Consider the following 21124-nt stretch of genomic DNA (forward strand, 5'->3'; position numbering starts at 1 on the left):
CGCCGCCGTAATGCCAGCGGCTACACCTGTGGAACGAAAGGCGCGTGGCGAACGGGTCATCCCCGGGTCGCCACACGCCGTGATTGGATGCGAAAACTTACTTCTTCTTGCCGGCGATGGCCTTGGCCGGACCCTTGCGCGTACGCGCATTGGTGTGGGTACGCTGGCCACGCACCGGCAGACCGCGACGATGGCGCAGGCCGCGGTAGCAGCCGAGATCCATCAGACGCTTGATGTTGATGCCGACCTCACGACGCAAATCGCCCTCGACGAGATAGTCGCGGTCGATCACTTCGCGGATCTGAAGCACTTCGGCGTCGCTGAGCTGATTGACCCGACGATCGTCTGGGATCTTCACCTTCTCCATGATCTCACCGGCGATCTTCTGACCGATGCCATGGATGTACTGGAGCGCGATCAGCACGCGCTTGTTGGTCGGGATGTTCACGCCGGCAATACGGGCCACGGCCTTCTCTCCTGTCGCCAATCCCTCGTCAGGAATCGGGCTTTAAGTGCTTGGTTTCTCGGGCAGGTGTTCACAAACGCGAACACGACGCCCACCCCTGGTCTTCCTGGGGCCCGGCATCGTTTGAAACTATCCGACTTGGATGCGGGGCTTATTAGGGGATTCAGGGGGCTTTCGTCAACCGCTGCTAGCGCTTAGCTCGCCTTTTCGTGACCTTTTTTGCGGCCTTTTTGGCACCTTTCTTGACAGCCTTCCTGGCGGTCTTTTTGGCTGCCTTCTTCTTTCCTACCTTCTTGGCGGCTTTCTTGACGATTCTCTTGCCTGCCTTCGTCGCCTTCTTGGCCGCCTTCTTGGATTTCGCAGCCTTTTTGGCCGCTTTCACGGGCGTTTTGGCCGATTTCTTAGCAGTCTTGGCCTTTCTGGCCGGGGCCGCCTTGGCCGCGCTCCGGGCGCGGGTCTTGCCATGTGTCTTGGGCTCGACCGCCCCGAGCGCCAGGAGCTGGCGATGGATGGCGCGGGTGACCTCGTCGATGGCCATCATGCCGTCGATGGTCGAGAGCTTCCGCCGCTCGGAATAGTAGTGAATCAGCGGCTCCGTCTGGTTGCGGTAGCTGGCGAGTCGCTTGGTGAGGACTTCCGGAGTGTCGTCGAGCCGGACCTCCTCCCCGCGCTCGCGCATCTGGGCGACGCGAGTCTCGACACGGTTCAGGAGCGCGCTCTCGTTGACGCGGAGCTCGATCACGGCATCGAGCTTGAGGTGCTTGTGCTTGAGCAGCTCATCCAGCGCCTCGGCCTGCGGCACGGTCCGCGGGAAACCGTCGAGGATAAAACCGTTCTTGGCATCCGGCTGATCGATCCGATCGGAGATGATTCCGACCACGACATCGTCTGGCACGAGGCCGCCGCTGGCCATGATCTCCTTGGCCTTGAGACCGACCGGCGTTCCGGCCGCCACCGCTGCACGCAACATCTCGCCGGTCGAGAGCTGGACGATGCCATAGCGCTGCACCAGCAGCTGCGCCTGGGTGCCCTTGCCCGATCCCGGCGGCCCCAGAAGTATGATTCTCATCGGCGTACGCCCCCCGATTGGTGCGCGATACGTCGTGCACCTGTGTTTTGAAGTCCAGTTACAGTGCAAATCATAATCAGCGCCGCACCGCTACCCATATCATAGGGGAGCAGATGGCCGGACGCCAAGAAGCCTTTGAGACCAGTGCTTGGAGATAAGTGCTTGCACGACAGTAAGAGCGGCTTTGCCGAGGCGACCGAATGGCCGGCTCGCCGTCCGCGCGCGTTGCACGCGCGGCGAATCGGCGGCGGCAATTGCGCCGCCCGAGAGGACGCCGCGCTTAACGGCGGCGGCCGCGCAGCTTCGACTTCCGGATCAGGCCTTCGTACTGATGCGCCAGGAGATAGCCCTGCACCTGTGCCACCGTGTCCATGGTGACGCTGACGACGATCAGCAGCGAAGTGCCGCCAAAGTAGAACGGCACCGACGCGTAGGAGATCAGGATTTCTGGAATCAAGCAGACGATCGCGAGATAGACCGCGCCGAGCACGGTGATGCGCGACAGCACGTAGTCGATATATTCCGCGGTACGCTCGCCCGGGCGGATACCCGGAATGAAGCCGCCGTGCTTCTTCAGATTGTCCGCAGTCTCGGTCGGATTGAACACGATCGCGGTGTAAAAGAAGGCGAAGAACACGATCAGCGCCAGATACATGATCAGGAACAGCGGACGGCCGTGGCCGAGCTGGGTGGTGATCCACTGGAACCATTCCGGCCCGCTGCCCGCATTGAAGTTCGCAACCGTGGTCGGCAGCAGCAGCAGTGAGGACGCGAAGATCGGCGGGATCACGCCCGAGGTGTTGAGCTTGAGCGGCAGATGCGAGGACTGCCCCTCGAACATCTTGTTGCCGACTTGGCGCTTCGGATACTGGATCAAGAGCCGGCGCTGGGCGCGCTCCACGAACACGATGAAGGCGATCACGGCCACCGCCATGACGATGACGACCAGAATCAGGCCGGTCGACATCGCACCCTGACGGCCGAGTTCGAGCATGTTGGCGAGCGCCGCGGGCAGCTCGGCGACGATGCCGGAGAGAATGATCAGAGAAATGCCGTTGCCGATGCCGCGCGAGGTGATCTGCTCGCCCAGCCACATCAGGAACATGGTGCCGCCGGTCAGCGTGATCGCCGTCGACAGGCGGAAGAACATGCCGGGGTCGCTGACGACGTTGCCGGCGCCTTCGAGGCCCACTGCGATGCCGTAGGACTGGAACGCGGCCAGGATCACCGTGAGATAACGGGTGTACTGGTTCAGCAGCTTGCGGCCGGACTCGCCTTCCTTCTTCAGCGCCTCGAGCTGCGGCGAGACGGTGGTCAGGAGCTGGATGATGATGGAGGCCGAGATGTACGGCATGATGTTCAGCGCAAAGATCGCCATGCGGTGAATGCCGCCGCCGGCGAACATGTTGAACATGCCGAGGATGCCGCCCGCCTGGGAGCGGAACACCTGCTCCCAGATGTTGGGATCGATGCCGGGGAGCGGGATGTAGGTCCCGAGCCGATAAACGAGCAGCGCACCCAGGGTAAACCAGATGCGCTTCTTCAGTTCGTCGGCCTTGGCAAACGCACCGAAATTGAGATTGGCTGCCAGTTGTTCCGCTGCAGAGGCCATCTTGGACTTTCTCCCGCCGCTTATTGCGCCGTTATGCCCGCGGCCGGGCTACATTATACCGGACACCGGACATTATCTGGGGCTACGGCTTCGATAAGTCCATCGTCCCGCATGCGTAAAGGCCCGCGAGCCGCGGGCCGATGACGCAGTTGTTACGCCGCCTCGCCTTCTTCCTTGGCAGGCGCGAGGATCTTCACCGAACCGCCGGCCTTCTCGACTGCCGCAATCGCGGTCTTCGAGGCGCCGTGCACTTCGATGTTGAGCTTGGCCTTGAACTCGCCACGGCCGAGCAGCCGCAGGCCACCCTTGGCGCGGCGCAGCACGCCGGCCTTGACCAGGGATTCGACGTTCACGACGCTGCCGGTGTCGATCTTCTTGGCATCGACCGCGTCCTGGAGCCGGTCGAGATTGATCTCGGCGAACTCCACACGGAAGATGTTGTTGAAGCCGCGCTTAGGCAGACGACGATGCAAGGGCATCTGGCCGCCTTCGAAACCCTTGATGCGCACGCCCGAACGCGCGGTCTGGCCCTTGCCACCGCGGCCGGCCTGCTTGCCCTTGCCCGAACCAATGCCGCGGCCGACGCGCATACGCTTCTTGCGCGAGCCGGCATTGTCGGCGATATCGCTGAGCTTCATCGCCCTGCTCCTTGTTTCTTGCGCATGACCTTCACCGAAAACGGGTCCCGCTCCGGGATCGTGCGCCTTTGCTTACTTCTCGTCGACGATGCGAACGAGATGGTGAACTTTCAAGATCATGCCACGGACCGCCGGGGTGTCCGGCAGTTCGCTGGTGCGGCCGATCTTGTTGAGCTTGAGCCCGATCAGCGTCGAGCGCTGCGAGTGATGGCGGCGGATCGCGCTGCCGGTCTGCTCGATCTTGATCGTCTTTGCGGTCGTAACGGCACTCTTGGCCATGGGCGTCTACTCCGAAAAGCTTGCGTTATTCGGCAACCGCCTCGGCGTCACCACCGATACGGCGGGACTGGAGGGTGGACACCTTGATATTGCGGCGGGCAGCGACCGAGCGCGGCGAATCCTGATGCTTCAGCGCATCGAAGGTCGCGCGAACCATGTTGTACGGGTTCGACGAGCCGATCGACTTCGCAACCACGTCCTGGACGCCGAGCGTCTCGAACACGGCGCGCATCGGGCCGCCGGCGATGATGCCGGTACCGGCCGGAGCTGCGCGCAGGTAAACACGGCCCGCGCCATGACGGCCGGCGATGTCGTGATGCAGCGTGCGGCCCTCGCGCAACGACACGCGGGTCAGGTTGCGCTTGGCGGATTCGGTTGCCTTGCGGATCGCCTCGGGCACTTCGCGCGCCTTGCCGTGACCGAAGCCGGCGCGGCCCTTCTGGTCGCCGATCACGACCAGCGCTGCGAAACCGAAGCGCTTGCCGCCCTTGACGACCTTGGCGACGCGATTGATGTGGACGAGCTTGTCGACGAACTCGCTGTCGCGCTCTTCCCTGCGTTCACGTCCGCCGCCGCGTTGATCGCGTCCACCACGTTGTTCGCGTTCTGCCATGGTTTTTCCAGTCCTTCAGAGGCTTACGCCTCAATCCTCAAATTCTGTTAGAAGCTCAGCCCGCTCTCACGCGCCGCGTCGGCAAGAGCCTTGACGCGCCCGTGATAGAGATAGCTGCCGCGATCGAACACGACTTCCTTGACACCCTTCTCGGCGGCGCGCTCGGCCAGGAGCTTGCCGACCGCCTTCGCCGCATCGATATCGGCGCCGGTCTTGCCGCCATCGCGCATCGACTTCTCGAGCGACGAGGCAGAGGCCAGCGTCTCGCCCTTCAGGTCGTCGATGACCTGGGCGTAGATGTGCTTGGACGAGCGGAACACCGACAGGCGCGGACGGCCGCCACCCGAGCGGCGCAGCTTCAGACGTACACTGCGCTTGCGCCGGGCATTCGTAACCTTGGCTTTCGACATGACCGGCTCCGTTACTTCTTCTTGCCTTCCTTGCGGAAGATGAATTCGCCAACATACTTCACGCCCTTGCCCTTGTAGGGCTCCGGCGGACGATAGGAGCGAATCTCGGCGGCGACCTGGCCGACGCGCTGAATGTCGCTGCCGGTCACCGTGATCTCGGTCGGCTTCGGCACGGTGATCGTGATCCCTTCCGGGATCGCGTAGACCACATCGTGGCTGTAGCCGAGCGCGAGCTGCAGGTTCTTGCCCTGCAGCGCGGCGCGGTAACCGACGCCGGTGATTTCGAGCTTCTTCTCGAAACCCTTGGTGACGCCTTCGACCAGATTCGCGACCTGGGCGCGAGCGGTCCCGTACAGGGCCCGCGCGCGGTTGGTCTCGACCCGGGGGTTCACCTTGACCTGCCCGTTGTCGAGCTTCACCTCGACGTCGTTATGGACGACGAACTGAAGCTGGCCCTTCGGCCCCTTCATCTTGACGGTCTGCCCGTCGACGGTCGCGGTCACACCCGACGGCACCGCTACCGGCCTTTTGCCAACACGTGACATGGATCAAAAATCCTTCTCAGAACACCGTGAAGAGAACTTCACCGCCCACGTTCGCTTCACGCGCACTGTGGTCAGCCATGATTCCCTTCGGCGTCGACAACACCGAAATGCCGAGTCCGTTATTGACCCGCGGCAGGTTCTTCACCGAGGCGTAAACGCGACGCCCGGGCTTGGAGACACGCTCGATCTCGCGGATAACGGGCTCGCCATCGAAATACTTCAGCTCGATCTCGATCTCGCTGCGGCCCGAGGAGTGCTCGAGCGTGGCGTAACCGCGGATGTAGCCCTCGCTCTTGAGCACCTCGAGGACGTTCTCACGCATCTTCGAGCCAGGCGTGGAGACCTTGTTCTTGGAACGCATCTGCGCGTTACGGATGCGGGTGATCAGATCGCTGATTGGATCGTGCGTAGACATCTAAACGACCCTCCTTACCAGCTGGACTTTACGAGGCCCGGGACCATGCCCCTGGAGCCAAGATCCCGCATTGCGATGCGGGACAGTTTGGTCAAGCGATAGTTCGAGCGCGAACGGCCCGACAGCTCGCAACGCAGACGGATGCGGGTCGTCGACGAGTTGCGCGGCATTTCCGCCAGCTTCAGGGTCGCGGCGAACCGCTCCTCCATCGGCAGCGACTTGTCGGCGATGATCGCCTTCAACCGCTCGCGCTTCGGAGCGGCGTTCTTCGCCATCCGCTTGCGCCGGTTGTTCTTCTCGACTGAACTCTTCTTTGCCATGCTTGGCTCCTGGGTATCCGCGTTTGAGAGGCTTTAGGTCAGCGTCTCACTGCCGGAACGGGAAATTGAAAGCGGTCAACAAGGCCCTCGCCTCGTCGTCGGTCTTGGCCGTGGTGCAGACGGTGATGTCCATACCACGGGATTCCGTGACCTTGTCGAAGTCGATCTCGGGGAAAATGATGTGTTCCTTGAGGCCGAGCGAGTAGTTGCCGCGGCCGTCGAAGCTCTTCGGGTTCAAGCCGCGGAAGTCGCGGACGCGCGGCAGCGCGACCGTCACCAGGCGATCGATGAACTCGTACATGCGGGCCTTGCGCAGCGTGACCTTGCAGCCGATCGGCTGGTTCTCACGCAACTTGAAGGTCGCGATTGCGATGCGCGAATAGGTCACGATCGCCTTCTGGCCGGCGATCTGGGTCAATTCCGCAGCGGCGTTCTCGGCCTTCTTGCGGTCGTTGACGGAATCGCCAACGCCCATGTTCAGCACGACCTTGTCCAGCCGCGGAACCTGCATGACGTTCTCATAACCGAACTTCTCGGTCATTTCCGTCCGGATCTTCGCGTCGTATTCCGCGCGCAGGCGCGGCGTGTAAGCGGCCTCAGCCATCGATCTCAGCTCCCGAGCTCTTGGCGATGCGGACCTTCTTGCCGTCCGCCAGAATCTTGAATCCGACGCGGGTCGGCTTCCCGTCCTTGCCGACATACGCGATGTTGGACAGTTGGATCGGCGACTCTTTCGAGATGATGCCGCCCTCCTGGGCCTGCGTCTGCTTCTGGTGACGCTTGACCATGTTGATGCCGCGCACCAGCGCCGTACCGGCGTCGGGACGCACTTCGAACACCTCGCCGGTGCGGCCCTTGTCGCGGCCGGTCAGCACGACGACCTTGTCGCCCTTGCGGATCTTCGCAGCCATCACAGCACCTCCGGCGCGAGCGAGATGATCTTCATGTGGTTCTTGGCGCGCAGCTCGCGCGGCACGGGCCCGAAGATACGGGTACCGACCGGCTCGGACTGATTGTTGATCAGAACGGCGGCGTTGCGGTCGAAGCGGATGACCGAACCGTCGGCGCGGCGGATGTCCTTGCGGACGCGCACCACGACGGCCTTCATCACGTCGCCCTTCTTCACCTTGCCACGCGGAATCGCTTCCTTGATCGAGACAACGATGATGTCGCCGATCGTGGCGTAGCGGCGCTTGGAGCCCCCGAGCACCTTGATACACATGACACGGCGTGCGCCAGAATTATCGGCCACGTCGAGGTTGGTCTGCATCTGAATCATTGATGCACCTCGTCCTCTTCTCTTTGCGCCAGCCCAGCCGGCGCTCAACATTTACCTGAAGTCAGTCGGCTAAAGCCAACAGATCAGGCGCTTTTCTTGTGTTCGCCCCGGATCACGACCCAGCGCTTCAACTTCGAAATCGGCTTCGATTCCTCGATCCACACCATGTCGCCCGGCTTGAACTCGTTGCTCTCGTCGTGCGCGTGGTAGTTCTTCGAACGGCGGATCGTCTTCTTGTAGATCGGGTGCGTAAAGCGGCGATCGACGCGCACCACGATGGTCTTGGCTTGCTTGTCGCTGACGACCACGCCCTGCAAAGTACGTTTCGGCATCTTCGTAAGCCTCTTACTTCTTCTTCGCGCGCGTCTGCGCGGCGACGGTCTTGATCCGGGCGATGTCACGGCGGGCCTCGCGCAGGCGCGAGGTGTTCTCGAGCTGCCCGGTGGCGCGCTGGAAGCGCAGGTTGAAGCGCTCCTTCTTCAGGTTCAGGATGGCGTCATCCTGCTGATCGGGGCTCAACGCGCGGATGTCTTCGATTTTCATCTGGGCCATGGCCATTACTCCGCAATGCGCTCGACGAAGCGCGTCTTGATCGGCAGCTTGGCTGCCGCCAGGGTCAGCGCTTCACGCGCTGTCTGGGTGTTGACGCCGTCGATCTCGAACAGTACCCGGCCCGGCTTGACGCGCGCGACCCACAATTCCGGCGCGCCCTTGCCGGAACCCATGCGGACTTCGGCAGGCTTCTTCGACACGGGAACGTCGGGGAATATGCGGATCCAGACGCGGCCGGCGCGCTTCATGTGGCGGGTCAGTGCGCGGCGAGCGGCTTCGATCTGGCGCGCGGTGACGCGCTCAGGCTCGGTCGCCTTCAGACCGAACTGGCCGAACGCCAACGTCGCGCCCGAAGACGCAACGCCGTGGATACGGCCCTTATGCGCCTTCCGGAACTTCGTTTTCTTAGGTTGCATCATGGCTTCAAGCCCTCAAATTCTCTGTGCTGGCGTCAGGCTGCAGCGTTGTCACGGCGCTGCCGGCCGCCGCGATCGCCGCCGCCACCAGTCTCACCTTCGGCCATTCTCTTGTCCTGGGCCATCGGATCGTGCTCGAGGATCTCGCCTTTGAAGATCCAGACCTTGACACCGCAGGTGCCGAAGGTCGTGAACGCGGTCGCAACGCCGTAGTCGATGTCTGCGCGCAGCGTGTGCAGCGGCACGCGACCTTCGCGGTACCACTCCATGCGCGCGATTTCCGCACCGCCCAGACGTCCCGAGCAGTTGATGCGGATGCCTTCCGCGCCGAGACGCATCGCCGACTGGACGGCGCGCTTCATGGCGCGGCGGAACGCCACGCGGCGCTCCAGCTGCTGCGCGATCGACTCGGCCACCAGCGTCGCATCGAGCTCCGGCTTGCGGATTTCGACGATGTTGATGACGACGTCGGACGCGGTGATGTCCGCGACCTTCTTGCGCAGCTTGTCGATGTCGGCGCCCTTCTTGCCGATCACCACGCCCGGACGAGCCGAGTGGATGGTGACGCGGCACTTCTTGTGCGGACGCTCGATCACGATGCGGGCGACGGCCGCCTGCTTGAGCTCCTTGTGCAGGATCTCGCGGATCTTGACGTCCTCGTGCAGCAGCTTGCCGTATTCCTGCTTGCCGGCGTACCAGCGGGAATCCCAGGTCCGGTTGATGCCGAGACGCAGACCGATCGGATTGATCTTTTGACCCATCGTGTTCTCCTGCGTCCCTTAAGCCGCTGCTGCGGCTTCGACCTGACGAACGATGATCGTCAGCTGTGAAAATGGTTTGTAGACACGGCCCGAGCGGCCACGGCCGCGGGCGGCAAAGCGCTTCATCACGAGGCCATTGCCGACGAAGGCCTGCGCCACGACGAGATCGTCGACGTCGAGGTCGTGGTTGTTCTCGGCGTTGGCAATAGCCGATTCCAGGCACTTCTTCACGTCAACCGCGATCCGCTTGCGCGAAAACTGCAGGTCGGCGAGCGCAGCAGCCGCCTTCCGGCCGCGAATGAGCTGGGCGACCAGGTTGAGCTTCTGCGGGCTCACCCGCAGCATCCGGGCGACCGCCTTGGCCTCGTTCTCGGCGAGGCTCCGTTCGCGCTTAGGTTTGCTCATCGTTTAATCCTCAAGCCTTCTTGGCTTTCTTGTCCCCGGAGTGGCCATGGAAGGTACGGGTCGGCGAGAACTCGCCGAACTTGTGACCGACCATTTCCTCGTTGACGGCCACCGGCACGTGCTTCTGACCGTTGTAGACGCCGAAGGTCAGGCCGACGAATTGCGGCAGGATCGTCGAGCGACGGCTCCAGATCTTGATGACGTCGTGACGGCCGGACGAGCGCGCGGCATCTGCCTTCTTGAGCAGAGAACCCTCGACGAACGGGCCTTTCCAGACTGAACGAACCATGTCCGGCGTTCCTTACTTCTTCCGCTTGTGGCGGCTTAGGAGAATGAATTTGTTGGTCGACTTGTTCGAGCGGGTCTTCTTGCCCTTGGTCGGCTTGCCCCACGGAGTAACCGGGTGGCGACCGCCCGAGGTACGACCTTCACCACCGCCGTGCGGATGGTCGATCGGGTTCATGGAAACGCCGCGGTTGTGCGGCTTGCGGCCCAGCCAACGGTTGCGGCCGGCCTTGCCGATCGACGTGTTCATGTGATCCGGGTTCGACACCGCGCCAATCGTGGCGCGGCAACGGCCGTGCACCAGGCGCTGTTCGCCCGAGTTCAGGCGGACGATCACGTAGTCCTGGTCGCGACCGACGAGCTGGGCGTAGGTGCCCGCGGAACGGGCGAGCTGGCCGCCCTTCCCGATCTTGACCTCGATGTTGTGGATGATCGTGCCGACCGGCATGTTGCCGAGCGGCATGACATTGCCCGGCTTCACGTCGACGTAGTTGCCGGCGACGACGGAATCACCGACGGCCAAACGCTGCGGCGCCAGGATATAGGCCTGGGTGCCGTCTTCGTACTTGACCAGCGCGATGAAGGCGGTGCGGTTCGGATCGTATTCCAGCCGCTCGACCGTCGCGGGCGCATCGACCTTGTCACGCTTGAAATCGACCGTACGCAACGTCCGCTTATGACCGCCGCCGCGGAAGCGCACGGTGATGCGACCGGTGTTGTTGCGGCCGCCAGAGGAGTGCTTACCTTCGGTGAGCGCCTTGACCGGCTTGCCCTTGTAGAGGGCCGAACGATCGACCATGACCAGCTGGCGCTGGCCCGGCGTCGTGGGATTGAATGTCTTCAGTGCCATCGTCGTACGACCTTACAGACCGGTGGTCACGTCGATCCGGTGACCCTCTTCGAGAGTCACGATCGCGCGCTTGGAGTTCGACTGCGAGCCGAGATTGCCGCGGAAGATCTTGGTCTTGCCCTTGCGGACCAGCGTGTTGACACTCTTGACCTTGACGTCGAACAGCTTCTCGATCGCTTCCTTGATCTGCGGCTTGGTCGCCTTTGCGGCCACCTTGAACAGCACCTTGTTGTGCTCCGAGGCGATCGTGGCCTTTTCGGTCACGACCGGCGACAGGATCACGTCGTAGTGGCGAGGCTCGATGTTCTTCGTCATTTGAAGCGCGCCTCCAGCGCATCGATGGCGGCCTTGGTCAGAACAAGCTTCCGACGGCGCAGGATATCATAGACGTTGATGCCCTGGATCGGCAGCACGTCCATGTTCGGGATGTTGCGGGCTGCAGCGGCGAAGCCGTTGTTGAGCTCGGCGCCGTCGATGATCAGCGCGTTGGTCAAACCCAGACCGGAGAAATGACCGAGCAGCGCCTTGGTCTTGGCAGCTTCCAGCGCTGCCTTGTCGATCACGATGAGATCGCCGTCCTTGGCCTTGGCCGAGAGCGCATGCTTGAGGGCGAGCGCACGGACCTTCTTCGGCAGGTCGGTGGCGTGCGAACGCACCACCGGACCGAAGGCACGGCCACCGCCGCGGAACTGCGGCACGCGAGCCGAGCCGTGACGAGCACCACCGGTGCCCTTCTGCTTGTACATCTTCTTGCCGGTGCGCCAGATCTCGGCGCGGCCCTTGGCCTTGTGCGTACCGGCCTGGCGCTTGTTGAGCTGCCACTGCACGCAACGTGCAATGATGTCCTGGCGCGGCTCGAGGCCGAAAATGGTGTCGGAAAGCTGGACCGAGCCGGCTTCCTTACCTTCGAGGGTCGTGACCTTCAATTCCATCTCACGCCTCCTGCGCAGCCGGAGCAGCGTCCGCTTCGCCAGCAACCTTGAACTTGCCGGGCTTCGGAGCTTCCTTCGGCAGCGGCTTCTTGACGGCGTCGCGCACGCGGATCCAGCCGCCCTTGGAACCGGGAACGGCGCCTTCGACGAGGATCAGACCGCGCTCGACATCGAGCTGAACGACCCGAAGGTTGAGCGTGGTGATGCGGTCGACGCCCATGTGACCGGGCATCTTCTTGTTCTTCCAGGTCTTGCCCGGATCCTGACGGCCACCGGTCGAACCGATCGAACGGTGCGAGACCGAGACGCCGTGAGTGGCGCGCAGACCGCCGAAGTTCCAGCGCTTCATACCGCCGGCAAAACCCTTACCGACCGAAGTACCGGTGACGTCGACGAACTGACCGACGACAAAGTGGTCGGCCAGGATCTCGGCACCGACGGGGATCATCTGATCCGCGGAGACGCGGAATTCCTCGACCTGCCGCTTCGGCTCGACCTTGGCGACCGCGAACTGGCCGCGCTCCGCCTTGGGCATGTACACGGTCTTGCGGCTGCCAGAACCAAGCTGGAGCGCGACATAACCGTTTTTCTCTTCGGTGCGGTGGCCTACGACCTGGCAATTGCCGAGCTTCAGCACGGTCACGGGGATATGTTCGCCGGCCTCTGTAAAGACCCGCGTCATCCCGACCTTTTGTGCGATCACTCCGGAGCGCATCGGCGTGCTTCCTGTTCTTTCTGTCCGCTAGTGGCGAACGTGATCCAAAAATCTTAGAGCTTGATCTCGACGTCGACACCGGCGGCCAGGTCGAGCTTCATCAAAGCATCGACGGTCTGCGGGGTCGGGTCGACGATGTCGAGCAGGCGCTTGTGAGTGCGCATCTCGAACTGCTCGCGGCTCTTCTTGTCGACGTGCGGCGAACGGTTGACGGTGAACTTCTCGATGCGGGTGGGCAGCGGAATGGGTCCGCGGACCTGCGCGCCGGTGCGCTTCGCCGTGTTCACGATCTCGCGGGTCGACGTATCGAGGATACGATGGTCGAACGCCTTGAGACGGATGCGAATATTTTGGCCGTTCATTGCCGTGGTCTTTCTTCAGTGGGGTGGCGAATAGCGAATAGCGAATGTCACATTCGCTATTCGCCGATCCCTATTCTCGTAATTACTCGATGATCGAGGCCACGACGCCGGCGCCGACGGTGCGGCCGCCTTCGCGGATCGCGAAGCGGAGCTTCTCTTCCATCGCGATCGGCACGATCAGGTGCACTTCCATCGCGATGTTGTCGCCCGGCATCACCATCTCGGTACCCTCCGGCAGATGCACGACACCGGTCACGTCGGTGGTGCGGAAGTAGAACTGCGGACGGTAGTTGGTGAAGAACGGGGTGTGGCGGCCGCCCTCTTCCTTGGTGAGGATGTAGGCCTCAGCCTTGAACTTGGTGTGCGGCTTGACCGAACCCGGCTTGCACAGCACCTGGCCGCGCTCGACGTCCTCGCGCTTGGTACCACGAAGCAGCGCACCGATGTTGTCGCCGGCCTGGCCCTGATCGAGCAGCTTGCGGAACATTTCGACGCCGGTAACCGTGGTCTTCTGCGTGGCGCGCAGACCGACGATCTCGATTTCCTCGCCGACCTTGACGATACCGCGCTCGACACGGCCGGTCACGACGGTGCCGCGGCCCGAGATCGAGAACACGTCTTCAACCGGCATCAGGAACGGAAGGTCGACCGGACGCTCCGGCTGCGGAATGTAAGCGTCGACCTGCTTCATCAGCTCGAGGATGGCCTCATGGCCGAGCGTCTTGTCGGAATCTTCGAGGGCGGCAAGCGCCGAGCCCTTGATGATCGGGATGGTGTCGCCCGGGAATTCGTACTTCGAGAGCAGCTCGCGAACCTCGAGCTCGACCAGCTCGAGCAGTTCCGGATCGTCGACCATGTCGCACTTGTTGAGGAACACGACCAGCGCGGGAACGCCGACCTGGCGGGCGAGCAGGATGTGCTCGCGGGTCTGCGGCATCGGACCGTCAGCGGCCGACACGACCAGGATCGCACCGTCCATCTGGGCAGCGCCGGTGATCATGTTCTTCACGTAGTCGGCGTGGCCGGGGCAGTCGACGTGCGCGTAGTGGCGGTTCTTGGTCTCGTATTCGACGTGCGCCGTCGAGATCGTGATGCCGCGCGCCTTCTCTTCCGGCGCCTTGTCGATCTGGTCGTACGCCGTGAACGTCGCACCGCCGGCTTCGGCGAGGACCTTGGTGATCGCCGCGGTCAGCGACGTCTTGCCATGGTCGACGTGACCGATGGTGCCGATATTGCAGTGCGGCTTGTTACGTTCAAACTTTGCTTTGGCCATTTGACTCTCCGTTCAATCGTCAGTTCGAGACCGACGACAATCAGGCAAACTTCTTCTGGACTTCTGCCGACACGTTGGCCGGCGCTTCTGCGTAGTGGTCGAACTGCATGGTGAAGGTTGCGCGACCCTGGCTCATCGAGCGCAGGTTATTCACGTAACCGAACATGTTCATGAGCGGCACCATCGCGTTGATGACGTTGGCGTTGCCGCGCATGTCCTGACCCTGGATCTGACCGCGCCGGGAATTCAGGTCGCCGATGACGGAGCCGGTGTAATCTTCCGGGGTCACCACTTCGACCTTCATGATCGGCTCGAGCAGGACGGACTTGCCCTTCTGCAAGGCTTCGCGGAATGCAGCACGCGATGCGATTTCGAAGGCGAGCGCCGACGAGTCGACGTCGTGATACTTGCCGTCGACGAGCTGAACCTTGACGTCGACCACGGGGAAGCCCGCGACGACACCAGAGCCCATCACGCTGTTGAGGCCCTTTTCGACGCCGGGGATGTATTCCTTCGGAACCGCACCGCCGACGATCTTGGACTCGAACTCGTAACCCTTGCCGGGCTCGTTCGGCTCGACCACGATCGACACTTCCGCGAACTGACCGGTACCGCCGGTCTGCTTCTTGTGGGTGTACTTGACCTCGGCCCTCTTGGTGACGCGCTCACGGAACGCCACTTGCGGCGCGCCGATGTTGGCATCGACCTTGTAGGTGCGGCGGAGAATGTCGACCTTGATGTCGAGATGGAGCTCGCCCATTCCCTTGAGGATGGTCTGGCCGGACTCCTGGTCGGTCGACACGCGGAACGACGGATCCTCCGCAGCGAGCTTCGCCAGCGCCACACCGAGCTTTTCCTGGTCGGCCTTGGACTTGGGCTCGATCGCGATCTCGATGACCGGCTCGGGGAATTCCATCTTTTCGAGGATCACCGCCTTGTCGGGATCGCACAGCGTGTCACCGGTGCGCGCTTCCTTCAGGCCAGCCAGCGCAACGATGTCGCCGGCATAGGCTTCCTTGATGTCTTCGCGGTTGTTCGCATGCATCAGCAACATGCGACCAATGCGCTCCTTGCGGTCGCGCGTCGAATTGATGACGCCGGTACCCGACAGCAGCGTGCCGGAATAGATGCGGCAGAAGGTGATGGTGCCGACGAACGGGTCGTCCATGATCTTGAAGGCCAACAGAGCCAGCGGCTCCTTGTCGTCCGGCAGGCGAACGACCTCGTTGCCGTCTTCATCGACGCCCTTGATGGCGGGCACGTCAACCGGCGACGGCAGATAATCCACGACCGCGTCGAGCAAAGGCTGCACGCCCTTGTTCTTGAACGCCGAGCCGCACAACACCGGGAAGAACGCGCCAGTCAGCACGGCCTTGCGGATCAAGCGCTTCAACGTCGCCTCATCGGGCTCCTTGCCGTCGAGGTAAGCGGCGAGAACTTCGTCGTCGAGCTCGACGGCGGCTTCCAGCAGCTTCTCGCGATATTCCTTGGCCTTCTCGACCATGTCCTCGGGAATATCGATGTCCACGAACTTGGCGTCGAGCTTCTCTTCTTCCCAGATCACGCCCTTCATGCGAACGAGATCGACCAGACCCTTGAAGTTGTTCTCGGAACCGATCGGAAGTTGGATCGCGATCGGCTTTGCGCCGAGACGATCGATAATGTCCTGCATGCACTTGTAGAAGTCGGCGCCGGTCTTATCCATCTTGTTGGCGAAGACGATGCGCGGAACTTTGTACTTGTCGCCCTGGCGCCAGACCGTCTCGGTCTGGGGCTCGACGCCCTGGTTCGAGTCGAGCACGCACACGGCGCCGTCGAGCACGCGCAGGCTGCGCTCGACTTCGATGGTGAAGTCGACGTGGCCGGGAGTGTCGATGATGTTGAGACGCTTGCCTTCCCAGAACGCGGTGGTCGCGGCCGACGTAATCGTAATGCCGCGCTCCTGCTCCTGCTCCATCCAGTCCATCGTCGCGGCACCTTCGTGCACTTCGCCGATTTTGTGGCTCTTGCCGGTATAATAGAGGATGCGCTCGGTGGTCGTGGTCTTGCCGGCATCGATATGCGCCATGATACCGAAGTTACGGTAGTTCTCTATGGCATGAACGCGGGGCATGGAGTGTTCCTTAGATTCCGTGTGTCGCCGTTACCAGCGATAGTGCGAGAAGGCGCGGTTGGCTTCCGCCATCCGGTGCACGTCTTCGCGCTTCTTGACGGCGTTACCCCGGTTGTTCGACGCGTCCAGGAGCTCCGCAGAGAGCCGCTCGGTCATCGTCTTCTCGTTGCGGTCACGCGCAGCCGAGATCAACCAGCGAATGCCCAGCGCCTGACGGCGCACCGAGCGAACTTCGACCGGAACCTGATAGGTCGCGCCGCCGACGCGGCGGGAGCGCACTTCGATCGTCGGCATGACGTTCTCGAGTGCCTGCTCGAACACGCCGAGCGGGTTCTGCTTGGTCTTGCTTTCGATGAGGCCGAACGCGCCGTAGACGATGCCTTCGGCGACCGACTTCTTTCCGGCGTACATCACCGAATTCATGAACTTCGTAACGATGATATTCCCGAACTTCGGATCGGGAAGGACTTCGCGCTTTTCGGCAGAATGGCGACGAGACATGGACCTGGTTCCCGCTTACTTCGGACGCTTGGCGCCGTACTTCGAACGACGCTGCTTACGGTTCTTGACGCCCTGGGTATCCAGAACGCCGCGGAGGATGTGGTAGCGCACGCCGGGCAAGTCCTTGACGCGACCGCCGCGGATCATGACCACCGAGTGCTCCTGGAGGTTATGGCCCTCACCGGGGATGTAGCCGATCACCTCGAAGCCGTTGGTCAGGCGCACCTTGGCAACCTTACGAAGCGCCGAGTTCGGCTTCTTCGGGGTCGTGGTGTAAACGCGCGTGCAAACACCGCGCTTCTGCGGCGACTGCTGCAGCGCCGGCACCTTCTTGCGCGACTTCTGCACTTCCCGCGGTTGAGCGATCAGCTGGTTGATCGTCGGCATCCTGGCATTACCCTTTGTGTTCTGCCGCGGCCCGTCACCGGGTCCGCAAATTCTTTCGAGCTACCCGCCCGACGAGGCCACCTTGCGCGGAACAATCCGCACAAAGCGAAATCGCGCCAACCACCCATTAACGGGCGGAAAGCGCTTCGACGCCACAGAGGACCGCAGTAGTTGAACCGGTCAGCTTGAAGCTGCGGTCCGCGCACCGAGGTCATGCATCCGAATTCGATCTCGAGAGAACATGCTCACGAGACCTAAAATCGCACTGGCATTGCCTAGCTATGATCGACAGCGTTTGAGCGGCATTCGTCGAGGTTGGTGCCTGTCTTGGTGATCCCAGGGGATCAAACAGGTGGCCCGTTCCGACGTTGGCGATGCTCACCGCCTGTCGTTAAGTGAGGGGGTTCTATAAGTGGGAGTCGGTCAAGTCAAGGCGAAACGTCAGTCAGAAGCGCTTCCCGCGCCTGCCGAAATCGCTTCCTGGGCCGCTCGCTGCGCCTTCGCGACATGGAAATGAAGAGCGCGTTCCGCCACCTCGAATCCAATTTATACCCGGGTTAAATATACTTTTATGACCTTTGGCTAAGGCTTTCTTTCCTGTTGGGGCGCCAATGTCCCGCCTTGGGCAGGGATTGGCACCATGCGGTACACCGACATTGCCATTATCGGCGGGGGATTGTCCGGCTCGACCGCCGCCGCGATGCTCGGCCGTAGCGGCATTTCGACCATCCTGATCGATCCGCATGAGAGCTATTCTGCGGACTTTCGAGTCGAAAAACTCAGCGGCCACGTGCAGGTCGGGCGATTCTTGCAGACGGGAATCGCCGAATCGGTGCTGCGCCGCGCGACCTTTGTGGGTGAGAACTGGATCGCGCGCTTTGGCCGCCTTCTCGACAAGGCGCCAAGCCGGCAGTTCAACATCCTCTACGATTCCCTCGTCAACGCTGTCCGCGACGAAATTCCTGCCGGTGTCGAGCGCGTCTGCGCCAAGGCCGTCTCGGTCGAGACAAGTACGGAGCGGCAGAAGGTCACTCTGTCCAACGACGAGATGGTCTCCGCCCGACTGGTCGTGCTCGCCAACGGACTCAATGTCGGCCTGCGCCACCAGCTGGGAATCGCCCGAAAAGTCGTCAGTGCCTGCCATTCGATTTCGATCGGGTTCGACGTGGTGCCCGCGGGACGGGACTCGTTCGACTTCCCGGCGCTGACCTATTTCTCGGAACGGCCGAGCGACCGCATCCCCTATCTCACGCTTTTTCCGATCGGGACGCGGATGCGCGCCAATCTGTTCGTCTACCGCAGCTTCGACGATCCCTGGCTGGTTGAGCTGCGCCGCGCGCCCGCCGAGACGTTGAACGCCGCGCTGCCACGGCTCAAGCGCATCACCGGACGATTCGACATTCCCGGTGAGCTGAAAATCCGCCCGGTCGATCTCTATGTGAACGATGCCAGCGGCCAACCCGGCCTCGTGCTGGTGGGCGATGCCTTCTCGACCTCCTGCCCTGCCGCCGGCACCGGCTGCGACAAGGTCTTCACCGACGTCGAGCGGCTCTGCAACCTCTACATCCCGCAGTGGCTGGCCTCCGACGGGATGGATACAAGCAAGATCGCCACCTTCTACGCAGATCCGGTCAAGCGGGCGTGCGACGATTGGTCGGCGGCGAAGGCGTTCGACTTCCGCTCGGTCTCGATTGCGACGAGCCCCTATTGGACGGCGCAGCGCTGGGGACGCTTCATTGCCTGGTCGGTTCAGGGGCTATTGCGGCCGCTTGGAGGAGCCTTCGATCTGGAGCCGAACTTCCTCGGTCACTCCTCCTCATCGTCCTCGTCGAGGTCGTCTTCATCCTCGTCGTCATCGTCGCTGTCCTCGTCGACGTGAGCCGGCGCGCCATGCGGTTGATGGATCTGGTCGTTCCACAGCTTGCGATAGGTGCCGTTTTTGGCGAGCAGCTCGGCATGCGAGCCGCGCTCGATCGCCCTGCCCCCTGAAATCACGATGATCTCGTCCATCTCGACCACCGAGGTCAGGCGGTGGGTCGACCAGATCATGGTGCGGCCCTTGGCAACCTTCAGCAGCGTGCGGTTGATTGCGGCTTCCGTGGTCTGGTCGAGCGCCGAAGTGGCTTCGTCCAGCAGCAGCACGGAGGGATTACGGATGACCGCGCGCGCGATCGCAATGCGCTGGCGCTGGCCGCCCGACAAGGTATCGCCGCGCTCGCCCACCGGCGTGTCGTATCGCTGCGGCAGGCTCATGATGTAGCGGTGGATCTCGGCCTTCTTGGCCGCCTCCTCCACCTCCTCGTCGGTCGCGCCCTCCTTGCCGAGCCGTATGTTCTCCCGGATCGACATGTTGAACAGCATGTTCTCCTGGAACACCACCGCCATGCTCCGGCGCAGCGAATCCAGCGTCACCTTGCGGACGTCGACGCCGTCGATGGTGACCCGCCCCTCGTCCGGCACATAGAGCCGCAGGATCAGATTCAGCAGCGTGCTTTTGCCGGAGCCCGAGGGACCGACGACGGCAATGCGCTTGCCGACATTGAGCTTGAGGCTGAGATTGTCCAGCACCGGCGTCTGGCTGCCTTCGTACTGGAACGTCACGTGGTCGAAGGTGATGTCGTTGGTGATGCGGGGCAGATCGGGCGCGCCGGCACGATCGGCGCTGCGCGTGGGCTCGTCGAGCAGCTCCTGCATGTGACGAATCGCGGCTGCCGAGGAGATCGACACGGGGATGAAGTGCATCACATGGGCGATGTTGTAGGACACCTCCCAGAACGCGCTCTCGAAGGTGACGAAGGTGCCGATGGTGATCTGACCCTTTGTCGCCAGATATGCGCCGATCGCGAGCACGACGAGATGCAAGAGCAGCACCGAGATGGTGACCGTCCGCTCTACCATGGTCGACAGGAACGCCGCCGAGGCCATCCTGTTTCGCGTCTCGTCGTTGCGAAAGGTGAAGAAGCCGAGCATCCGGCGTTGCAGGCTGAACGCCTTGATCACGGCCTGCGCCGCCACGTTCTCCTGCACCATGCCAAGCAGCGCGGACTCATTGAGCTTCTGCTCGTAATTCGCCTGAACGGCCTTCGGCGTCAGCATGCGGGGACCGATCAGCGTGATCGGGAACACCAGCAGCGCAACCGCCGCGAGCTGCCAGTTCAGGAACACCATGAGGATGATTCCCGCGATCAACTCCAGGAACGGCAATGCCGCGCTGTTGGCGAAGGTCTTGACCGAGCCCTCGAAGGCCGCGAGGTCAACGGAGAAGCGCGACAGGATCTCGCCGCGCTTGGTGCGGCCGAAATAGGCCGCCGGCAGGTCCTGGACGTGCTCGAACAGCCGTTTGCGGACGTCGGAGATGATGCACGCCGCGAGCCGCGCATCCCAGCGCTCGTACCAGACCGCGACGATCGAGGTGAAGATGCCCGCGACCGCGAGCACGCCGAGGATCTTGTACAGCGCCTGGAAATCCTCCTCGCCGAGCGCGTCGTCGATCAGGTACTTCAGGCTGAGCGGCATGATGACGTTGAATAGCGTCTCGACGAAGACGCCAAACGCCACGAAGGACAGCATCTGCTTGTAATTGACCAGGAAGGGTTTGACGAAGCCCAGGATAGTCGCGAGCGCGCCGGCGGCCTCGCGCGCGGTAAAGACGACGAGGTCCTCGTCCTCATCGTCGTCATCGAGCTCCAGCCCGCCATCCTCCTCGTCTTCATCGTCCTCGTCGTCTTCGAGGTCCGGCTTGGCGATAGGGACGAGCTTATCGTCGAGCTCGGCCGCCTCTTCCGCGGCGAGCTTCTGTTTGTCGGGCGGGAGGGGCTTGGACGCCATGAAACCAACCGATGCTGACGGCCGGCATGACCGCAGAGAAAGAAGGAAATAGCGGAAACCGCTATTGCATCGATTCTATGCGATCAGGATGAATTCGG

30 protein-coding genes are annotated in these 21124 nt (G+C 62.5%); 1 reads left to right on the forward strand and 29 read right to left on the reverse strand.

Features of this window, described 5'->3' with window-relative positions:
- Nucleotides 1-97 precede the first annotated feature (97 nt).
- From rpsM to rpsL, 28 genes are all read right to left on the reverse strand, one after another.
- Nucleotides 98-466 carry a 30S ribosomal protein S13 gene (gene rpsM / locus ABIB80_RS33345; protein ID WP_007611599.1) on the reverse strand — a complete coding sequence of 123 codons (369 nt, stop codon included), beginning with the start codon at nucleotides 464-466 and terminating at the stop codon, nucleotides 98-100.
- Between the two features lie 187 nt (nucleotides 467-653).
- Complete coding sequence (locus ABIB80_RS33350; protein ID WP_007603041.1) at nucleotides 654-1535, reverse strand: adenylate kinase; 882 nt, start codon at nucleotides 1533-1535, stop codon at nucleotides 654-656.
- Nucleotides 1536-1815: 280 nt separating this feature from the next.
- Nucleotides 1816-3147, reverse strand: a complete 1332-nt coding sequence (gene secY / locus ABIB80_RS33355) for a preprotein translocase subunit SecY (protein WP_007603040.1) — start codon at nucleotides 3145-3147, stop codon at nucleotides 1816-1818.
- Between the two features lie 152 nt (nucleotides 3148-3299).
- Nucleotides 3300-3785, reverse strand: a complete 486-nt coding sequence (gene rplO / locus ABIB80_RS33360) for a 50S ribosomal protein L15 (protein ID WP_007603039.1) — start codon at nucleotides 3783-3785, stop codon at nucleotides 3300-3302.
- A 72-nt stretch (nucleotides 3786-3857) separates the two neighbouring features.
- Nucleotides 3858-4064, reverse strand: a complete 207-nt coding sequence (gene rpmD / locus ABIB80_RS33365) for a 50S ribosomal protein L30 (RefSeq protein WP_007603038.1) — start codon at nucleotides 4062-4064, stop codon at nucleotides 3858-3860.
- Between the two features lie 25 nt (nucleotides 4065-4089).
- Nucleotides 4090-4677 (reverse strand): 30S ribosomal protein S5, encoded by a 588-nt coding sequence (rpsE, locus tag ABIB80_RS33370; protein ID WP_007603037.1) that lies wholly within the window; start codon nucleotides 4675-4677, stop codon nucleotides 4090-4092.
- Nucleotides 4678-4724: 47 nt separating this feature from the next.
- On the reverse strand, nucleotides 4725-5087 hold the full coding sequence (rplR, locus tag ABIB80_RS33375) for a 50S ribosomal protein L18 (protein WP_007603036.1): 363 nt from the start codon (nucleotides 5085-5087) through the stop codon (nucleotides 4725-4727).
- Nucleotides 5088-5098: 11 nt separating this feature from the next.
- Nucleotides 5099-5632 (reverse strand): 50S ribosomal protein L6, encoded by a 534-nt coding sequence (rplF, locus tag ABIB80_RS33380; RefSeq protein WP_007603035.1) that lies wholly within the window; start codon nucleotides 5630-5632, stop codon nucleotides 5099-5101.
- A gap of 16 nt (nucleotides 5633-5648) precedes the next feature.
- The gene (rpsH, locus tag ABIB80_RS33385) at nucleotides 5649-6047 is read right to left on the reverse strand and encodes a 30S ribosomal protein S8 (protein ID WP_007603034.1); all 399 of its coding nucleotides are present in this window, start codon (nucleotides 6045-6047) and stop codon (nucleotides 5649-5651) included.
- A gap of 14 nt (nucleotides 6048-6061) precedes the next feature.
- Nucleotides 6062-6367, reverse strand: coding sequence for a 30S ribosomal protein S14 (gene rpsN, locus ABIB80_RS33390; RefSeq protein ID WP_007603033.1), 306 nt, complete (start codon nucleotides 6365-6367; stop codon nucleotides 6062-6064).
- Nucleotides 6368-6413: 46 nt separating this feature from the next.
- Complete coding sequence (rplE, locus tag ABIB80_RS33395) at nucleotides 6414-6971, reverse strand: 50S ribosomal protein L5 (protein WP_007603032.1); 558 nt, start codon at nucleotides 6969-6971, stop codon at nucleotides 6414-6416.
- Nucleotides 6964-7278 carry a 50S ribosomal protein L24 gene (gene rplX / locus ABIB80_RS33400; RefSeq protein ID WP_007603031.1) on the reverse strand — a complete coding sequence of 105 codons (315 nt, stop codon included), beginning with the start codon at nucleotides 7276-7278 and terminating at the stop codon, nucleotides 6964-6966. Before rplX ends, rplE begins: the two co-directional genes overlap by 8 nt.
- The gene (rplN, locus tag ABIB80_RS33405; protein WP_007603030.1) at nucleotides 7278-7646 is read right to left on the reverse strand and encodes a 50S ribosomal protein L14; all 369 of its coding nucleotides are present in this window, start codon (nucleotides 7644-7646) and stop codon (nucleotides 7278-7280) included. Before rplN ends, rplX begins: the two co-directional genes overlap by 1 nt.
- An 83-nt stretch (nucleotides 7647-7729) precedes the next feature.
- Nucleotides 7730-7978, reverse strand: coding sequence for a 30S ribosomal protein S17 (gene rpsQ / locus ABIB80_RS33410; protein WP_007603028.1), 249 nt, complete (start codon nucleotides 7976-7978; stop codon nucleotides 7730-7732).
- Between the two features lie 13 nt (nucleotides 7979-7991).
- Nucleotides 7992-8198 (reverse strand): 50S ribosomal protein L29, encoded by a 207-nt coding sequence (rpmC, locus tag ABIB80_RS33415; RefSeq protein ID WP_007603026.1) that lies wholly within the window; start codon nucleotides 8196-8198, stop codon nucleotides 7992-7994.
- Nucleotides 8199-8203: 5 nt separating this feature from the next.
- On the reverse strand, nucleotides 8204-8617 hold the full coding sequence (rplP, locus tag ABIB80_RS33420; protein WP_007603024.1) for a 50S ribosomal protein L16: 414 nt from the start codon (nucleotides 8615-8617) through the stop codon (nucleotides 8204-8206).
- A 32-nt stretch (nucleotides 8618-8649) separates the two neighbouring features.
- Entirely contained in the window at nucleotides 8650-9375 is a 726-nt protein-coding gene (gene rpsC, locus ABIB80_RS33425) for a 30S ribosomal protein S3 (protein WP_007603023.1), read from the reverse strand.
- An 18-nt stretch (nucleotides 9376-9393) separates the two neighbouring features.
- The gene (gene rplV, locus ABIB80_RS33430; protein ID WP_007603022.1) at nucleotides 9394-9780 is read right to left on the reverse strand and encodes a 50S ribosomal protein L22; all 387 of its coding nucleotides are present in this window, start codon (nucleotides 9778-9780) and stop codon (nucleotides 9394-9396) included.
- 10 nt (nucleotides 9781-9790) lie between these two features.
- Nucleotides 9791-10069, reverse strand: a complete 279-nt coding sequence (gene rpsS / locus ABIB80_RS33435) for a 30S ribosomal protein S19 (protein WP_007603021.1) — start codon at nucleotides 10067-10069, stop codon at nucleotides 9791-9793.
- Nucleotides 10070-10081: 12 nt separating this feature from the next.
- Entirely contained in the window at nucleotides 10082-10915 is an 834-nt protein-coding gene (gene rplB / locus ABIB80_RS33440) for a 50S ribosomal protein L2 (RefSeq protein ID WP_007603020.1), read from the reverse strand.
- Nucleotides 10916-10927: 12 nt separating this feature from the next.
- Entirely contained in the window at nucleotides 10928-11230 is a 303-nt protein-coding gene (locus ABIB80_RS33445) for a 50S ribosomal protein L23 (protein WP_007603019.1), read from the reverse strand.
- Nucleotides 11227-11847: a 50S ribosomal protein L4 gene (rplD, locus tag ABIB80_RS33450; protein ID WP_007603018.1), complete on the reverse strand. Its 621-nt coding sequence runs from the start codon at nucleotides 11845-11847 to the stop codon at nucleotides 11227-11229. Before rplD ends, ABIB80_RS33445 begins: the two co-directional genes overlap by 4 nt.
- 1 nt (nucleotide 11848) lies before the next feature.
- Nucleotides 11849-12562, reverse strand: coding sequence for a 50S ribosomal protein L3 (gene rplC / locus ABIB80_RS33455; RefSeq protein ID WP_007603016.1), 714 nt, complete (start codon nucleotides 12560-12562; stop codon nucleotides 11849-11851).
- Between the two features lie 53 nt (nucleotides 12563-12615).
- Entirely contained in the window at nucleotides 12616-12924 is a 309-nt protein-coding gene (gene rpsJ / locus ABIB80_RS33460) for a 30S ribosomal protein S10 (RefSeq protein ID WP_002712302.1), read from the reverse strand.
- Between the two features lie 82 nt (nucleotides 12925-13006).
- Nucleotides 13007-14197 (reverse strand): elongation factor Tu, encoded by a 1191-nt coding sequence (gene tuf / locus ABIB80_RS33465; RefSeq protein ID WP_007603012.1) that lies wholly within the window; start codon nucleotides 14195-14197, stop codon nucleotides 13007-13009.
- A gap of 40 nt (nucleotides 14198-14237) precedes the next feature.
- The gene (gene fusA / locus ABIB80_RS33470) at nucleotides 14238-16310 is read right to left on the reverse strand and encodes an elongation factor G (RefSeq protein ID WP_007603010.1); all 2073 of its coding nucleotides are present in this window, start codon (nucleotides 16308-16310) and stop codon (nucleotides 14238-14240) included.
- Nucleotides 16311-16340: 30 nt separating this feature from the next.
- Nucleotides 16341-16811, reverse strand: a complete 471-nt coding sequence (gene rpsG / locus ABIB80_RS33475) for a 30S ribosomal protein S7 (protein ID WP_007603009.1) — start codon at nucleotides 16809-16811, stop codon at nucleotides 16341-16343.
- 15 nt (nucleotides 16812-16826) lie between these two features.
- Complete coding sequence (gene rpsL / locus ABIB80_RS33480) at nucleotides 16827-17198, reverse strand: 30S ribosomal protein S12 (protein WP_007603006.1); 372 nt, start codon at nucleotides 17196-17198, stop codon at nucleotides 16827-16829.
- 640 nt (nucleotides 17199-17838) lie between these two features.
- Between rpsL and ABIB80_RS33485 the strand changes: the two genes are divergently transcribed.
- Nucleotides 17839-19077, forward strand: coding sequence for an FAD-dependent oxidoreductase (locus tag ABIB80_RS33485; RefSeq protein WP_219684095.1), 1239 nt, complete (start codon nucleotides 17839-17841; stop codon nucleotides 19075-19077).
- Here the strand turns inward: ABIB80_RS33485 and ABIB80_RS33490 are convergent.
- A complete protein-coding gene (locus ABIB80_RS33490; protein WP_007602999.1) occupies nucleotides 19005-21026 on the reverse strand; it encodes an ABC transporter ATP-binding protein in 2022 nt (673 codons plus the stop codon). The two genes, ABIB80_RS33485 and ABIB80_RS33490, sit on opposite strands and share 73 nt — an antisense overlap.
- Between the last annotated feature and the right edge of the window lie 98 nt (nucleotides 21027-21124).

Origin of the sequence: Bradyrhizobium sp. i1.15.2 (assembly GCF_040548425.1) — a bacterium.
In the GTDB taxonomy this organism is placed as follows: domain Bacteria; phylum Pseudomonadota; class Alphaproteobacteria; order Rhizobiales; family Xanthobacteraceae; genus Bradyrhizobium; species Bradyrhizobium canariense.

Excerpts from the sequence above, each read along its gene's own strand:
- ABIB80_RS33350 (WP_007603041.1), bottom strand. The coding sequence starts at position 1,535 with ATGAGAATCATACTTCTGGGGCCGCCGGGATCGGGCAAGGGCACCCAG.
- secY (WP_007603040.1), bottom strand. The coding sequence starts at position 3,147 with ATGGCCTCTGCAGCGGAACAACTGGCAGCCAATCTCAATTTCGGTGCG.
- rplO (WP_007603039.1), bottom strand. The coding sequence starts at position 3,785 with ATGAAGCTCAGCGATATCGCCGACAATGCCGGCTCGCGCAAGAAGCGT.
- rpmD (WP_007603038.1), bottom strand. The coding sequence starts at position 4,064 with ATGGCCAAGAGTGCCGTTACGACCGCAAAGACGATCAAGATCGAGCAG.
- rpsE (WP_007603037.1), bottom strand. The coding sequence starts at position 4,677 with ATGGCAGAACGCGAACAACGTGGTGGACGCGATCAACGCGGCGGCGGA.
- rplR (WP_007603036.1), bottom strand. The coding sequence starts at position 5,087 with ATGTCGAAAGCCAAGGTTACGAATGCCCGGCGCAAGCGCAGTGTACGT.
- rplF (WP_007603035.1), bottom strand. The coding sequence starts at position 5,632 with ATGTCACGTGTTGGCAAAAGGCCGGTAGCGGTGCCGTCGGGTGTGACC.
- rpsH (WP_007603034.1), bottom strand. The coding sequence starts at position 6,047 with ATGTCTACGCACGATCCAATCAGCGATCTGATCACCCGCATCCGTAAC.
- rpsN (WP_007603033.1), bottom strand. The coding sequence starts at position 6,367 with ATGGCAAAGAAGAGTTCAGTCGAGAAGAACAACCGGCGCAAGCGGATG.
- rplE (WP_007603032.1), bottom strand. The coding sequence starts at position 6,971 with ATGGCTGAGGCCGCTTACACGCCGCGCCTGCGCGCGGAATACGACGCG.
- rplX (WP_007603031.1), bottom strand. The coding sequence starts at position 7,278 with ATGGCTGCGAAGATCCGCAAGGGCGACAAGGTCGTCGTGCTGACCGGC.
- rplN (WP_007603030.1), bottom strand. The coding sequence starts at position 7,646 with ATGATTCAGATGCAGACCAACCTCGACGTGGCCGATAATTCTGGCGCA.
- rpsQ (WP_007603028.1), bottom strand. The coding sequence starts at position 7,978 with ATGCCGAAACGTACTTTGCAGGGCGTGGTCGTCAGCGACAAGCAAGCC.
- rpmC (WP_007603026.1), bottom strand. The coding sequence starts at position 8,198 with ATGGCCCAGATGAAAATCGAAGACATCCGCGCGTTGAGCCCCGATCAG.
- rplP (WP_007603024.1), bottom strand. The coding sequence starts at position 8,617 with ATGATGCAACCTAAGAAAACGAAGTTCCGGAAGGCGCATAAGGGCCGT.
- rpsC (WP_007603023.1), bottom strand. The coding sequence starts at position 9,375 with ATGGGTCAAAAGATCAATCCGATCGGTCTGCGTCTCGGCATCAACCGG.
- rplV (WP_007603022.1), bottom strand. The coding sequence starts at position 9,780 with ATGAGCAAACCTAAGCGCGAACGGAGCCTCGCCGAGAACGAGGCCAAG.
- rpsS (WP_007603021.1), bottom strand. The coding sequence starts at position 10,069 with ATGGTTCGTTCAGTCTGGAAAGGCCCGTTCGTCGAGGGTTCTCTGCTC.
- rplB (WP_007603020.1), bottom strand. The coding sequence starts at position 10,915 with ATGGCACTGAAGACATTCAATCCCACGACGCCGGGCCAGCGCCAGCTG.
- ABIB80_RS33445 (WP_007603019.1), bottom strand. The coding sequence starts at position 11,230 with ATGACGAAGAACATCGAGCCTCGCCACTACGACGTGATCCTGTCGCCG.
- rplD (WP_007603018.1), bottom strand. The coding sequence starts at position 11,847 with ATGGAATTGAAGGTCACGACCCTCGAAGGTAAGGAAGCCGGCTCGGTC.
- rplC (WP_007603016.1), bottom strand. The coding sequence starts at position 12,562 with ATGCGCTCCGGAGTGATCGCACAAAAGGTCGGGATGACGCGGGTCTTT.
- rpsJ (WP_002712302.1), bottom strand. The coding sequence starts at position 12,924 with ATGAACGGCCAAAATATTCGCATCCGTCTCAAGGCGTTCGACCATCGT.
- tuf (WP_007603012.1), bottom strand. The coding sequence starts at position 14,197 with ATGGCCAAAGCAAAGTTTGAACGTAACAAGCCGCACTGCAATATCGGC.
- fusA (WP_007603010.1), bottom strand. The coding sequence starts at position 16,310 with ATGCCCCGCGTTCATGCCATAGAGAACTACCGTAACTTCGGTATCATG.
- rpsG (WP_007603009.1), bottom strand. The coding sequence starts at position 16,811 with ATGTCTCGTCGCCATTCTGCCGAAAAGCGCGAAGTCCTTCCCGATCCG.
- rpsL (WP_007603006.1), bottom strand. The coding sequence starts at position 17,198 with ATGCCGACGATCAACCAGCTGATCGCTCAACCGCGGGAAGTGCAGAAG.
- ABIB80_RS33485 (WP_219684095.1), top strand. The coding sequence starts at position 17,839 with ATGCGGTACACCGACATTGCCATTATCGGCGGGGGATTGTCCGGCTCG.
- ABIB80_RS33490 (WP_007602999.1), bottom strand. The coding sequence starts at position 21,026 with ATGGCGTCCAAGCCCCTCCCGCCCGACAAACAGAAGCTCGCCGCGGAA.